Source organism: Candidatus Rickettsia kotlanii, assembly GCA_030295365.1.
GTDB classification, from domain to species: Bacteria; Pseudomonadota; Alphaproteobacteria; order Rickettsiales; family Rickettsiaceae; genus Rickettsia; species Rickettsia kotlanii.
This window is the reverse complement of record AP027062.1, coordinates 793271-807499: the sequence shown is the minus strand read 5'-3', so window position 1 is coordinate 807499 and position 14229 is coordinate 793271. Positions and strand designations below refer to the sequence as shown.

The window sequence follows — 14229 nt, the reverse complement described above, 5'->3', positions numbered from 1 at the left end:
ATAACAATAGCATACTCCTATAAAATGAATAAGTTAGAATTTTTATTACAAACAAAAAATATAAATCTTAGTTCATATTATTGCTATACCGGCGTTAATAATGATCTTATAATGGGCATTATATATTATGATACAAGATCACAATACTGATCTAAAACACGAAGAACATACTGAAAGGTTAAAAGCTTTACAAAATAAGTTAGGAAACTTATCCGGTTTCTTGACAACAATGCGTTCTGATAACAATGAGGAATACAAAAAAATTTCCAATGATTTAAAAATTTTAATGAAACAAATTAATACTATAAGAAAAAATATGGAAATATATTTTATTATTATATTAATATTAATGTTTATTATAATTCAGAAAATGTTGTGGACCGCCGGTTTCAAGTACTAATCTTTCTCGTTTAAAAACTTTATTTTAGGTTCTAAGAACTCCTGTTTAATAATTTCTGCAGCTATATAAGAAGGTACAGCATTATCTTGATCACTTGATACAAGCGAATTTTCCAAGCTAAGCCTTTGTTCACGTATTTTTGTACGCCTAGCTAGCTTGCCTTTAAATTCATCGTATCTAAAACTTTCTGAATTTAGCTGTAACCGGTTTGATTTAAATCCTAATTGCTGCAAAATTTTTTGGCTTTCTATTACCTGCTCATAAGCTTTCTTAGAATTAAATAATAACTCTTGCAGCTTATTACTAATAAGATTAACTCGGCAATTAAATTGGATAAATTCTGGAATTATTTCTTTATCAGCTATAATATTTATCAACGTAACATATTTTATTTTTATCAATAGCCTGATAATAAAAAAGCTTATAAGATTAACTTTATAAGCCACAATCATAGGAGTACCGGAAGCTGCTATCTCTAAAGTATTAGTACCGGATTTTGCTAAAGCTACATCCGCAACAGCATAAGTTTTAAGTCTCTCACTTGAAAATAAATAATTAAACTTAACATCTTCTAGAAATGGTTTTATTATTGCCTCATGAGCAGGATTTGTAAGAGTAAATATAACTTTAAGATTATTACAACTCTTGAATATTTCTTCAATAGAAGAAACAAAAACCGATAAATGCCTTAGAATCTCACCCTTTCTACTACCAAGAGTAACACACAAAACTCTCTCATTCTCATCTATTTTAAACTCTTCACGTAAAGCTATTTTATCACTATAAAACTCTTGCTCCATAATCGGATGACCTATATATCTACAATCAAGACCGACTTTAGTAAAATATGGAGGTTCAAACGGTAGTAAAGCAAATAAACAATCATAAATTTTAGCGTATTTTACTGCCCTACCCTCTTTATATGCCCAAACTGACGGTGCAACGATATGAATCATTTTCAGCTTTGGTAAAAGTTTCCTTACTCGCTTTGCCACACGATAAGTAAACCCTGGTGAATCTATGGTAATTAATAAATCAGCTTTACTATTTATTATATCCTCCACAGTTTTATCAATTAATTTTTTAAGCTTAAAAATATGAGGCAAAATTTCTACAAAACCCATTAAATTTATGGAAGTAATAGAAAATAAGCTTTTAAAGCTACCGGCTTCCTCCATATATTTGCCGCCAACACCAACAAACTGTACAGCATCATTCATAAAGCTTGGTACAGGTGAATTTAGTTGTACCCCTGTATTGTTTTTTAAATGCTGAATTATACGACTACCTACAAAGTCGCCTGACACCTCACCAGCTATAAAGTAAATTTTTGTCATTAAAGATAGTTATTTTTTAAGGTTCTCAATTTCTGTTTGTAATCGCTCTATTTCTTTTATAGATACTTCAGTAATCTCATGTATTTCTTCTATCGAGTGTTTTTCATTAAAATCTTTTTTGCTATTTTTATACTTTTTGTAACTTCACCTTCTTGTATACCTCCTTGTTTACCTTTTTTCCTCCCCTCCTCTATTCTTTGCCATACCTTGTTCTCTACCTTTTTCTTCAGCAGAAACTATATAATCACGTTCTTTATAGCTTTTATTCATATAGGCACGATAAATTATTTGCTCTTTAGGAGTCATCTTAAGTATATCAAAACGTTTTGCTACTTTCTTCATATATGGCGATTTAAAATCTTTCTTAACTTCAGAATGTTTTACTATATATAGCCATTCATCCAATTCATCTCTTATAACATCATTAAATGGTACTGATATTACAATATATTCTGAAAATACATTATATAAATCAAATATTTTACCTCTCTCATATCTCCAAAAGAAAATTTCATAGGATGTTTTGTATCAACTTCTCTAAAAATAGTCTTACTGTGATATAAAGGTGCTTTCATATCATCAAAAGGAAAATACAATAAATTAATAATATTTTTTTATAGTAGAATAATCCTCGCTCTTAGAAATACTATCAACTATTAATCTACTAGAATTAAAACAAGCTTTATGCATAAAAAGATTTGTATAGGATTTATCTATTTCTACTATAGGTTTATACCCTTCTTCATCTTCCACAATGACATCTGCTACACTAGATTTTAAGCTATCATTTTCTTTATTACTGCCACTTTCCAGTATGGCTTTTATTTTAACAGAACTACAAACCAGCATCTTTAAGAATAGCCGAAATAAATCCCTTGACTATTTCATAATCCCCTTTATCTTTTAATAAATATTTAATAGCGTAATCAAAACTTATTATAGTACTCATATCTTTTATCCTTAAACATATTGCAAAAAATGAAGACAGTATACAGTATACGAGGATCAACTTCAAAAATGCTACGTCGTCCTACAAGAACTTCGATACTCACGTATTAAGACACTGCGTTCCTCACCTTGTGGCCTCTTTGCTCTTTTTGAAGTTAATCCTCATATACATATTATTACATTCCATTTTACGGTAACTCAAAGCTTCCACAATATGCACTTTCAAGACCTTATCAACATTCTCAAGATCGGCAATCGTGCGTGCTACTCTAAGTATTCGGTTATAAGCAGGCATTGATAAACAAAATTTATTTGCCACTTCATTCAGTAAATCTTTCATCCGCAGGCATAAGCATAATCTATTAACAATTGCCCATCTAATCTGTTATTTGTTTTAATATTATAGCCCTCATATCTCTTTTCTTGAATTAAACGTACTTTCTCGACTCTTGCAGCTATATATTCAGATTCTTCCTCAGAGTTATCTACAATCAAGTCATAATTATAAACATTAATACTAGATACTTCTATATGCAAATCAAATCTATCCATAATAGGTCCCGATACTTTCATTTGATAGTCGCTAGCACATTTTAGAGCTTTCATACATTCTTTATAAGAATCGCCTCAATAACCACCTTTACAAGGATTCACAGCTGCTATTAACTGAAAATTTGCCGGATATTTTATATAAGCATTTGATCGTGAGATTAGTATTTCACCGTTTTCAATAGGCTGTCTTCATATACCAATAACATGCTGTTGGAATTCAGGTAGTTCATCTAAAAATAATACTCCGTTATGAGCTAGCGTAATTTCCCTAGGCTTTACTTTTTTTTCTGACACTACCACCGACCATAGCGGCCAGTGAGCATAAATAATGTGGAGTTCTGCTTTGTAGACATTTGAGGTAGTATACTGGGAAGACAGGCAGCAAGTCTTGATTTACCGGTTCCAGGAGGACCAAACATTAAAAGGTTATGCCACCTGATGCTGCAATTTCTAAAGCTCGTTTAGCAATTTTTTGATCTTTTATATCTTTAAAATCGGGATAATTTATTGGCGCATTTTGTAGCTTAGCTTCCAGAGGAGTTAAAACTTGTAAACCTTTAAAATGATTTACTAGTTCAATTAAATTACCTGCAACAAGTACATTATCATTACCCGACCAAGCAACTTCTGAGCTGTTTTTACTTGAGCAAATAAGACCTTTACCTCTAACAGAAGCTCCAATCGCTGCAGGTAAAGCTCTACTTACCAGTAAGATTGAACCGTCTAATGATATCTCTCCTATTATCAAATATTCCACAATTTCAAGTTCAGGTAAAATATTCATTGCGGTAAGTATCGCACAAGCAATCACAAGATCGAAGTGGCTTCCTTCTTTTACTAAATCTGCCAGAGCTAAATTTATTAAAATCTTTTTAGTAGGTAGTGCAAACCCTATAGAAGATAACGCTGCTTTAACACGTTAGACTTGCTATATGCATTAGCATGAAATTTTTCTTAAAATGCTATATGTTGCTAGGTTGTAGATGTTATTGCATGGATACTACTAAATCGTCATTACAAGCCATAGGCTGCGTGGCAATCTCATGAAATAATAATAAACTCCTGAGATTGCTTCATCAAAACTTACAGTTTTTTCTCGCAATGATGAAAAATAACAATTTTCTCAACTCTTGATCGAAAAACATACTATAGAACAAACTTAGCTAAGTCAAGATTAGTTATTATTTTTGATAATTGATTTTCTACGAATTTATCATCGATAGTTATGTTTTTACCTTTCATTTCGCTAGCTTCAAAGCTTATATCCTCAAGCAAATTTTCAAGTATAGTATGCAGCCTTCTAGCCCCTATATCTTCGACTTCTAAATTAACGGTGATCGCATAATCTGCTATCTTCTCAATAGCAGAAGCAGCAAATTCAAGACGCACGTCTTCAGTACCTATTAATGCCGAATATTGTTTTATTAAACTAGTTTCAGGCTCAAGCAATATTTTAATCATATCATCTTTGGTAAGCGAATTTAATTCTACTCTAATCGGTAACCTTCCTTGTAACTCCGGTAATAAATCAGAAGGTTTAGCAATATGGAAAGCACCGGAAGCAATAAATAATATATGATCGGTTTTAACCGGTCCATATTTAGTATTAACCGTCGTACCCTCTATCAAAGGTAGCAAATCTCTTTGTACTCCCTCTCTACTTATTTCAGCATTTTTTGCTCCGGAACTATTAGTTGAAGCTATTTTATCAATTTCATCAATAAAAACTATACCGTCATTTTCAGCTAAATTTATAGCTTGCTGAATAATTTTTTCTTGGTCTATTAATTTTTCTGATTCTTCAGGTATAATAATAGCCATAGCATCTTTAACTAGCATTTTTTTTGTTTTAGTCTTACTGCTGCCAAGTGCTCGTCCAATCATATCGCCAAGATTAAGAACACCCATAGATGCTCCCGGCATACCCGGTATTTCAAAACTTCCACCACCAACAGGTATAGTATCAGCTACGCTAATTTCAATTTCCGTATCATCAAGTTCACCATTTAAAATTTTTTCTTTGAACTTTTCTCTAGTCTCACTACTAGAGGTTTTACCTACTAAACTATCTAATATTCTCTCTATTGCTTTTTCACGGGCATGAATATCTACTTTCATTTTTGCTAAAGTTTTTTCAGTATTAACAGCTATTTCAACTAAATCACGAATTATTGATTCTACATCACGCCCTACATATCCGACTTCGGTAAATTTAGTTGCTTCAATTTTATAGAAAGGGGAATTAGTCAGCTTTGCAAGGCGTCTTGCTATTTCCGTTTTCCCGACACCGGTTGAACCAATCATTAAAATATTTTTCGGTACTATTTCATTACGTAAATTACCTTCTACTCTTTTACGACGACAACGATTTCTAAGCGCAATAGCAACGGCTTTTTTGGCCTTTTCTTGACCTACGATAAATCTATTAAGTTCATTCACTATTTGAGAAGGGGTAAGCCCCATAGGGTCTTTTTTATAAGTAGTTTTAGTAGCTTTCATACAACTTTTTCCATTATAATATTATGATTAGAAAATACACACAAATCTGCAGCTATATTCATAGATTTTAAAGCAATTTCTTCAGCAGTTAAATTATTCTCGTAAGACATTAGAGCGCGGGCGGCAGATAGTGCAAATAAACCGCCTGAACCTATTGCTGCAACATTATTTTCAGGCTCTACGACATCACCGTTACCGGTTAAAATTAATATATGACTACGATCAGCAACAATCATCATTGCTTCCAAACGTCTCAAATATTTATCGCTACGCCAATCTTTTGCAAGCTCAACTACACTTCTAAGTAAATTATGCTTATGTTGCTCTATCTTTACTGCAAGTTTTTCAAATAACGCAAGACCGTCAGCCGTAGAACCCGCAAAACCGGCAATAATTTTATTATTTGCTATAGTCCGAAGTTTTCGTGCCGTAGATTTTAGTACGGTATTACCATGCGAGACTTGTCCATCTGCTGCTATAATTATTTCTTCGTTCTTTTTTAAACAAAGTATTGTTGTGCCGTGTAAGGCTAAATTATCTGACATAATATAAAATTTATTGATATTAAGTTGTTAATTAAGTACTATTAGAATTACTGTTAAGTAGACGAATAAACAAAGTTTAATTTGGAAAAGAGCAAGGAGTCTGTAAGCCGAGGAGCGGAGCATATGTTACGTGAGCATTCGAGGACTTACCAAAACGACGTAGCCAATCTTCCAAATGAAACGAGTATACTTGACTAATCCAATTTAATTAATTATTGTCCCTTGAATTTTCAAGGCTTAAACTTAAATAATGAATATATACGCAGTATACATTAACTCCACACAAAAAAATAATAATTTTATTGTTATTGAAGAAGGCTTTTCATGGATAGCGGCTCTTTTAAGTATATTTTGGGCATTATACCATAAAATGTGGTTAGTTGTTGCTATTGCCGTAATAGCGAATATAATCGTTACGGCAATTAATATCGAAGAGTTAAAGTTTATATTTAAGATAGTCTTAATATTAGGCTTCGGCTGTTTTGCTTCAGATATTAGAGAAAATTATTTAAAAAGAAATAATTACCGACTAGAAGATATAATAACTGCCAACTCTAGAATTGAGGCTGAGTTAAAATTTCTAAAACGTAGTATGCTGGTTTAACAGAAACGTGGTTTCATAAATATTAAATCGTCATTGCGAGCAGCCGTAGACTGCACGGCAATCCAGAAAAAAAATTAAAGAAATGCTAAAATTAGCATTTCTTACTAAATTGCTTCATCAAAACTTACATTTTTTACTTGTAATGACGAAAAATCAAGCCATACAATAAAGCTTTTAACAGGAATAAATGATGTATAATAAAGAAAATGTTTTTGCAAAAATCATAAGTAAAAATCTTCCAGCAGAAATAATTTATGAAGACGCACAAATTTTAGCATTCAAAGATATAGCACCCGTAGCACCTGTACATATTATCGTTATACCTAAAAACGAATATATAGATTACGCCGATTTCATCTCTAAAGCTTCTATAGACGAAATAAAACATTTTTTTGCTAAACTTTCTGATATAGCAAATGAAGCAGGTTTAGATAAAGACGGTTATCGTTTAATAACTAATAAAGGAGAGAAATCGGGACAAACTATTTTTCATTTCCATTTCCATATTATCGGAGGTGAAAAACTCATCGGATTAATAAATAATGACTAAAAAATACAATATTGCAGTAATCGGAGCTACAGGAAATATAGGGCGTGAAACTCTAAGTATTCTAGCTGAACGTAATTTCCCCATTAATAAAGTTTATGCTATAGCTTCAGATAGCTCTCTAGGGCGAGCAGTAAGCTTTGGAGAAAAAATACTACAAATTAATAGTTTAAAAAGTTTACATTTTGACGATATCGATATTGCTTTTTTTTGTGCAGGTTCAGAAGTTTCAAAAGAATTTATACCAAAAGCTACTGCTAGTAATTGTGTAGTTATTGATAAATCCTCACTTTTTAGAGTTGATAATCAAGTGCCATTAATTGTACCTGAGGTTAATTTATCAACACTTAAAGAGTTTAATACTAAAAATATCATAGCTAACCCTAACTGTATTGTCATTCCGCTTGCAGTAGTATTAAAACCGCTAGATAATGAAATAAAGATTAAAAGAGTAGTGATATCTACTTATCAATCAGTATCAGGAGCAGGCAAAGCAGGAATGGACGAACTCTACGACCAAACAAAATCTAAATATGTTTTTGGAGAGAATGATCCTAAGACATTTCCAAAACAGATTGCATTTAATCTTTTTCCTCATATAGGTGATTTAAATAAAGATGGCTATACAAGTGAAGAAGCAAAAATTGCTTCTGAACTAAACAAAATTATAGGTCATCACTTTAAAGCTAGCGTTACTTCTGTTAGAGTCCCGGTATTTATCGGTCATTCTATATCGGTTAACATAGAATTTAACGACAAAATTGATGCTAAAGAAGTCGAAGAAATATTACAAGATGCCGATGGAATTGTTACAATTTCCAATAATAATTACCTTGCGTATATCTCACCGGTTGAAGTGGCAGGTGAAGATGCCGTATATGTCTCCCGCATTAGAGATGACGTAAGTAGAGATAATACGATAAATCTATGGATCACATGTGATAACTTACGTAAAGGAGCAGCTTTAAACGGTGTTCAAATTGCTGAAGAATTAATTAATAATTATTTATAATATAACTAATATGGATAATAAAAATAATAATCTAAATAAAAAAAACCCGCTAGCAATAGCATTAGGCGAATGTAGAACAGTTTTTTGGATAGTCTTTTGGTTTGCTTTTGTAATCAACTTACTAATGTTAATTACTCCTCTTTACTCACTACAAGTTCTTGATAGAGTCCTTGGAAGCGGTAATCTACAAACATTATTATTTTTATCAATAATAATCGCATATATTTATTTTGTTTACGGATTATTACAAATTGCTCGTTCTTTTACACTTATAAAGGTAGGAGAATGGCTTGATAGGACAGTAGCTCCCGTAATTTTTGCTTCTTCAATTTCTGCAGCTGCGACACGAACAAATATGGGTTCTAGCCAATTATTACGTGATTTTCAAACCGTCAAAACATTCTTAACAAGTACTGGAATTAATACTTTATTCGATGCTCCTTGGAGCCTTATCTATATTGTGGTTATTTTTTCAATTCATCCATATATCGGTCTTATTACCGTTTTTGGTGCAATTATAATAGTTTCAACTGCTTTCTTTAACGCTGCAGCTACTAATAGAACGCTCGGTGAAGCTACCGAATTTTCAATAAAAGGTATGACACAAGCCGATATTGCAAACAGAAATGCAGAAACAATTGAAGCAATGGGAATGATGAAGAATGTTACAAAAAATTGGCATAAATTTAACATATTAGCACTTGGTAAGCAATCGGTTGCTAGCTATCGTAACGGTGTTATTTCTAACTTTTCAAGGTTTATCCGTAATATAATGCAAATGGCTGTTACCGGAGTCGGTGCTTACATTGTTGTAAAATCTCACAGTGCAGATATGACTCCCGGTAATATGATTATGAGTTCTATCATAGTCGGTAGAGCTCTTGCTCCTTTCGATAATGCTATTGATTTATGGAAAAGTATGAGCGGTGCTATTAAATCATACAAAAATATTAATAATTTATTTAACACTTATTCTTCTAGAGACGAAACGATGCCAATTCCGAACGTTGATGGTCATCTTACTGTTGAAAATATTTATTATGCTCACCCTATACCGCAACATTTACCGCAACCTCCCGTACCAAAATATATCTTAAAAGGCGTTAGTTTTGCAGTACAACCGGGCGAAGTTTTAGCAATTATCGGTCCTTCGGCTACAGGAAAATCGACTTTAGCTAAAATCATAGTCGGGGTCTGGAAAGAATCATCAGGTTCCGTACGTTTAGATAGCGCTGAAATTTATCGTTGGAATAGAGAAGATTTTGGTAGACATGTCGGCTATCTTCCTCAAGGAATAGAACTTTTTAGCGGTAGTATTAAACAAAATATAGCTAGAATGGAAGAAGATGCCGATCCGCAAAAAGTTATTGAAGCAGCTAAAATAGCCGGAGCTCATGAAATGATATTAAGGTTCCCTGACGGTTATGATTCTGATATTGGTCCTGCAGGCTCTAATCTATCAGGTGGTCAAAGACAGCGTATTGGGCTTGCTAGAGCTTTTTACGGTAATCCAAAACTCATCATTTTAGATGAGCCTAATGCTAATTTAGATGAGGCAGGTGAAGTTGCCCTTGCAACTGCCTTACAACAAGCAAAACTTAAAGGAATAGCAGTTCTTGTAATTTCACATAGACCATCCGTATTATCCGTTGTTGATAAAATTCTAATATTACAGGATGGAGCCGTTGCAGTTTACGGAACGGAAGAAGAAATCCAAAAACACTTTAAAACTTTAACAAGCGGTACAATTCATATTAATAACTAAAGTGTCATATCGTGACTTGATTGGCATTGTTGCGTAGCTTCCAAATTATCATTGCAAGCGAACGTTAGTGAGCGTGGCAATCTCATGAATTCTATCGAGATTGCTTAGTCAATTACTACGTTATGTCCTCGCAATAACGCAAAATATAAACAATACTGACTAAATATAATAATGATTAAATATTATGCAGGATTTAAAACACAATAAACCTCAAATTACTCCAGAACAATTAAAACAATTATTGTCCTTAAGAGAAAATACGTTAAACCTTAAAGGTCACAGTTCTAAACGTAAAGCTTTAATAAATACTACATTAAAGAAAACCTCTCATGCTATAGAATTCTTATTAGTAAAACTTGATAGGTTTGTTAATTTTATTACTAAGAAAACTGATAAAGATCGTAATAACGTAGCCCAAGCTGCAAGGTCACCTATACTTTTCGGTATTTATGTTATGATCTTTTTAGTATTAATAGGCGGATTATGGTCGGCTCTTGCTCCGCTTGATAGTGGTGCTGTAGCTGTCGGTATCGTAATACCAAGCACAAATAAAAAAACGATTCAACATCATGAAGGCGGAATAATCAATGCTATTTATGTGAAGCAAGGTGATAAAGTCAAAGCAGGCGATAAATTAATAGAGCTTGAAGAAACTAGAATAAAAAGCGAATATGAAAATATTCTTGGTCAGTACCGTAATTTTTTAGCAACTGAAAATCGTTTAATTGCCGAACATGATAATTTAGAACAAATTGAATTCTCTGATTTTCTAATGCAGGATATCAATTTACCGGAAGTAGCTAAAATAATTCATACGCAGGAAAATTTATTTAGATCTAGAAAAGAAGTATATAACTCAGAGAAAGATGCATTACATCAAAATATTGCTCAACTTGAGAAAAAAATTGAAGGTTTAGAAGCAAAAAAAGTTGCCGCCTCCAAAACTGCTGAAGTTTATCAAGACCGTTTAAAAGCTTTAAGAACGTTAAAAGAAAAAGGCTTTGTACAAAAAGCAGCCTTATTAGACCAAGAGGCAAAAGTTGCCGCTTCAAAAAGCGATGTTGCAACAACTGAAGCCGAAATAGCAGGAATACGCCATGCTATTACCGAAACTCAAATTAAAATTATAAATCAACAAAATAAATACACTGAACGGACTTTAACAGAGCTTCGTGAAGCTCAAGTACAAACTGCATCTCTTAAAGAAAAATATAATGCCCTGACGGATTCGCTTAATCGTGTGATAATCAGATCACCTGTTGACGGTATAGTTAATAATTTAAAATATCATACAATAGGCGGTGTTATAAGTCACGGACAACCTATTATGGAAATTTCGCCAACTAATGACCCATTAATAATAGAAGCAAAGGTATTTCAAAAAAACATTGACTCAGTACATGAGGGATTAGTTGCAAAAATACGTTTCAGTGCATTTAAATCAAGAACAACTCCAACATTTACCGGTAAAGTAGTAAGCATATCTCCCGATATCGTACAAGATGAAAGACAGCATCCGGGACAACAGCAAGATAATTATTATATTGCAAGAGTTGAAATTGATATGGATGAATTTAACAAAGTTGCTAAAGTTAAAAATCTTGAATTACACCCCGGTATGCAAGCTGAGGTACAAATCGTAACAGGTACTAGGACACTACTTAGATATTTACTTGATCCCGTTATTGATACTGCATTTAAAGCTTTCAGAGAAAAATAGATAATTTGAAAATTTTAAGTTAGATAACTTTATATAACCTAAATATAAATATTTTAACAATATTTATTAAATATTTATTAAAAATTCTTAATCCTTTATTGACTTTGAATCAAAAGCAGTATAGCTTATTTTATAATCTAATTAATATATAAAGGTTATGTTAGGCTACGAAAAAGAACAAAGAAGTTTAAATACAGAACAAAAACAAGCAGTCGGATTACTTTCTATAGGTACATTTCTAGAGTATTTTGACCTTATGCTTTATGTGCATATGGCGGTGCTTTTAAATAATTTATTTTTTCCGGAATATGATCCTTTCACTTTTTCATTGCTTACTGCCTTTTCTTTCTGTTCTACCTATTTGCTAAGGCCTATAGGAGCATTAATATTTGGGTATATAGGCGATCATTTTGGACGTAAGATTGTGGTTGTTTTAACTACCCTATTAATGGCTATTACTTGTGTGATTATAGGCAGCATGCCAACATATGCACAGATAGGTATAACAGCCTCTTGGATTCTTACTATATGTCGTATAATTCAGGGTATGTCAGCAACCGCAGAAGCACGAGGTGCAGAGCTGTACTTAACCGAAAATTCATCTCCTCCTATACAATATCCATTAGTAACAATTATAACCATATTTTCTGCCGTAGGCACTACGGTGGCACTAGGTATTGCATCAATTTTTACTAATCAAAATATTTATCACCATGAATCAAGTTGGCGTATAGCCTTTTTCGTTGGTGCAACTATCGCTTTTGTAGGTACTATTGCAAGGACTAGTTTAAAAGAAGCAGATGCATTTTCAAATAAAAGAAACAAATTAAAACTAAGACTTCAAGAAAATAATATTATGCTTGAAGAAATTGACAAAGATATTCTAGATCAAAAAGTTCCAAACACCACTTCTATTTGGTATTTCTTTATCCAGTGTGCTAGGCCACCGTGTTTTTATTTCGTATATATATATTGTGGTGATATATTAAAAAGAGAATGCGGATTTACTCCAAATCAAATTATAAATCAAAATTTTTGGGTATCTATAATAGATTTACTCGGTATTATCGGTCTGGCATTTATTAGCTATAAAATCCATCCTTTAAAAATTCTAAAGGTAAAATTATATCTATTTTTTACCTCTCTCATTTTTTTTCCCATAATGTTAAATTATAACCCTACTCCTTTATATATTTTTATTTTTCAATGTTTAGCTGCATTATTCGTATTTGACCACGTACCGGCAGCTCCTATATTTTATAAATATTTTCCGGTTTTTAAGAGATTTACATATACTAGTATGCTAAGTGCAATAGCAAAATTATTTACTTATATTATAACGTCATTCGGTTTAGTTTATATTACCAATTATCTAGGATATTGGGGATTATTTTTAATTTTCATTCCGGTAGGTATAACTTTTTTTATGGGAGTAACTTATTTTGAAAAAATGGAAACGAGTCGAAGTTCATAATTTTATTAAAAGTAGAATTTATATTAAATTTTAAATTATTTTTATAACATTCAGCATATATAAGCTCTGAAACTGAAGGTATTTCAAGTATTTCACTTAACGCTAAAAAGCTTTTTAATGTCTCTTTAATTATTTTATGAGCTTTTTCAGGCGATTTTGCTTCCAGAGTTTGTAAATTATGTATTCTATCAAAAAGTTTTATAAGAGCAGTATCGTATCTTTTTTGTTTAATTAATAAAATAAGACTTTCCTCGCTACTTATTTTTCCCCAAGGTTTAATTCTAGTTAGACCTGCTACATGTCTTGCTACTTCTTCATCAAAAATATTGCTAATCATTTCTTCAGTAAGTGCAGTATCTTCAATAGTATCATGAAGTAATGCAGCTTGTAGCATTCTAAAAGTAAAGAGTTTAGGCACTTCTTTTGCTACAAATTCCGCTACCATAATTGTTACTGCGATTGGATGAGAATAATAAGGGTCACCTGATTGACGCATTTGTTCACCATGATATTTACGAGCATAATAAATACCTTTTTTAACTTCTCTAATATTGATAGGTTGTTTTACTTGGGTATTTAAAAATAAAAGCCTTTCGATTAATTTATCTGAATATTTACAGCTTTTAAAAAATTTTTCCCAATATTCTATATCTTTCATAAAATCGTCCCATTATCTCTATATGTAATAACTTTACTATTGTTAATGCTAAAAAGTAACTATATATTAAAAATAGTTTTTTATAAAGGTTTATATGTCATCCTTAACTATCACCTACATTTTTCTCATTACAACAATATTTCTTTTTCGTTTGTATGGCTGAGGCAG

At 32.0% G+C, this 14229-nt stretch carries 15 protein-coding genes and 3 pseudogenes; 8 read left to right on the top strand and 10 right to left on the bottom strand.

Features of this window, described 5'->3' with window-relative positions; all coding sequences use genetic code 11:
- The first annotated feature begins 127 nt into the window (after window positions 1-127).
- A complete protein-coding gene (locus QUD19_RS04415; protein ID WP_498807561.1) occupies window positions 128-400 on the top strand; it encodes a hypothetical protein in 273 nt (90 codons plus the stop codon).
- Here the strand turns inward: QUD19_RS04415 and lpxB are convergent.
- The 9 genes and pseudogenes from lpxB to hslV all read right to left on the bottom strand — a co-directional run bounded on the left by lpxB (window position 397) and on the right by hslV (window position 6281).
- Window positions 397-1737 carry a lipid-A-disaccharide synthase gene (lpxB, locus tag QUD19_RS04410; protein ID WP_498807560.1) on the bottom strand — a complete coding sequence of 447 codons (1341 nt, stop codon included), beginning with the start codon at window positions 1735-1737 and terminating at the stop codon, window positions 397-399. The genes QUD19_RS04415 and lpxB overlap by 4 nt on opposite strands.
- A gap of 9 nt (window positions 1738-1746) precedes the next feature.
- Window positions 1747-2333, bottom strand: a pseudogene (locus QUD19_RS04405) (RpnC/YadD family protein).
- A pseudogene (locus QUD19_RS04400) lies at window positions 2309-2490 on the bottom strand (hypothetical protein). The pseudogenes QUD19_RS04405 and QUD19_RS04400 overlap by 25 nt, the downstream one beginning before the upstream one ends.
- 319 nt (window positions 2491-2809) lie before the next feature.
- Window positions 2810-3025, bottom strand: coding sequence for a magnesium chelatase subunit ChlI family protein (locus QUD19_RS04395; RefSeq protein ID WP_498807559.1), 216 nt, complete (start codon window positions 3023-3025; stop codon window positions 2810-2812).
- A pseudogene (locus QUD19_RS04390) lies at window positions 3022-3531 on the bottom strand (ATP-binding protein). The gene QUD19_RS04395 and the pseudogene QUD19_RS04390 overlap by 4 nt, the downstream one beginning before the upstream one ends.
- Window positions 3531-3656, bottom strand: a complete 126-nt coding sequence (locus QUD19_RS04385; protein WP_498807558.1) for an ATP-binding protein — start codon at window positions 3654-3656, stop codon at window positions 3531-3533. Before QUD19_RS04385 ends, QUD19_RS04390 begins: the two are co-directional and overlap by 1 nt.
- Window positions 3656-4099 (bottom strand): magnesium chelatase domain-containing protein, encoded by a 444-nt coding sequence (locus QUD19_RS04380; protein ID WP_498808680.1) that lies wholly within the window; start codon window positions 4097-4099, stop codon window positions 3656-3658. Before QUD19_RS04380 ends, QUD19_RS04385 begins: the two co-directional genes overlap by 1 nt.
- Before the next feature lie 284 nt (window positions 4100-4383).
- Window positions 4384-5736 (bottom strand): ATP-dependent protease ATPase subunit HslU, encoded by a 1353-nt coding sequence (hslU, locus tag QUD19_RS04375; protein WP_498807557.1) that lies wholly within the window; start codon window positions 5734-5736, stop codon window positions 4384-4386.
- A complete protein-coding gene (gene hslV, locus QUD19_RS04370; protein ID WP_498807555.1) occupies window positions 5733-6281 on the bottom strand; it encodes an ATP-dependent protease subunit HslV in 549 nt (182 codons plus the stop codon). The genes hslU and hslV overlap by 4 nt, the downstream gene beginning before the upstream one ends.
- Window positions 6282-6362: 81 nt before the next feature.
- Between hslV and QUD19_RS04365 the strand changes: the two genes are divergently transcribed.
- From QUD19_RS04365 to QUD19_RS04335, 7 genes are all read left to right on the top strand, one after another.
- Complete coding sequence (locus QUD19_RS04365; protein WP_498807553.1) at window positions 6363-6479, top strand: palindromic element RPE5 domain-containing protein; 117 nt, start codon at window positions 6363-6365, stop codon at window positions 6477-6479.
- A 52-nt stretch (window positions 6480-6531) separates the two neighbouring features.
- Window positions 6532-6885 (top strand): DUF2628 domain-containing protein, encoded by a 354-nt coding sequence (locus QUD19_RS04360; protein ID WP_498807552.1) that lies wholly within the window; start codon window positions 6532-6534, stop codon window positions 6883-6885.
- Between the two features lie 190 nt (window positions 6886-7075).
- Window positions 7076-7435 (top strand): HIT domain-containing protein, encoded by a 360-nt coding sequence (locus tag QUD19_RS04355; RefSeq protein ID WP_498808679.1) that lies wholly within the window; start codon window positions 7076-7078, stop codon window positions 7433-7435.
- The gene (gene asd, locus QUD19_RS04350; protein ID WP_498807551.1) at window positions 7428-8444 is read left to right on the top strand and encodes an aspartate-semialdehyde dehydrogenase; all 1017 of its coding nucleotides are present in this window, start codon (window positions 7428-7430) and stop codon (window positions 8442-8444) included. Before QUD19_RS04355 ends, asd begins: the two co-directional genes overlap by 8 nt.
- Before the next feature lie 10 nt (window positions 8445-8454).
- The gene (locus tag QUD19_RS04345) at window positions 8455-10209 is read left to right on the top strand and encodes a type I secretion system permease/ATPase (RefSeq protein ID WP_498807549.1); all 1755 of its coding nucleotides are present in this window, start codon (window positions 8455-8457) and stop codon (window positions 10207-10209) included.
- A gap of 184 nt (window positions 10210-10393) precedes the next feature.
- Window positions 10394-11929: an HlyD family type I secretion periplasmic adaptor subunit gene (locus QUD19_RS04340; protein WP_498807547.1), complete on the top strand. Its 1536-nt coding sequence runs from the start codon at window positions 10394-10396 to the stop codon at window positions 11927-11929.
- A gap of 157 nt (window positions 11930-12086) precedes the next feature.
- Window positions 12087-13403 (top strand): MFS transporter, encoded by a 1317-nt coding sequence (locus tag QUD19_RS04335; RefSeq protein WP_498807546.1) that lies wholly within the window; start codon window positions 12087-12089, stop codon window positions 13401-13403.
- On the opposite strand, the gene QUD19_RS04330 is transcribed toward QUD19_RS04335, so the two are convergent.
- Window positions 13354-14061 (bottom strand): HD domain-containing protein, encoded by a 708-nt coding sequence (locus QUD19_RS04330; protein ID WP_498807545.1) that lies wholly within the window; start codon window positions 14059-14061, stop codon window positions 13354-13356. The two genes, QUD19_RS04335 and QUD19_RS04330, sit on opposite strands and share 50 nt — an antisense overlap.
- Between the last annotated feature and the right edge of the window lie 168 nt (window positions 14062-14229).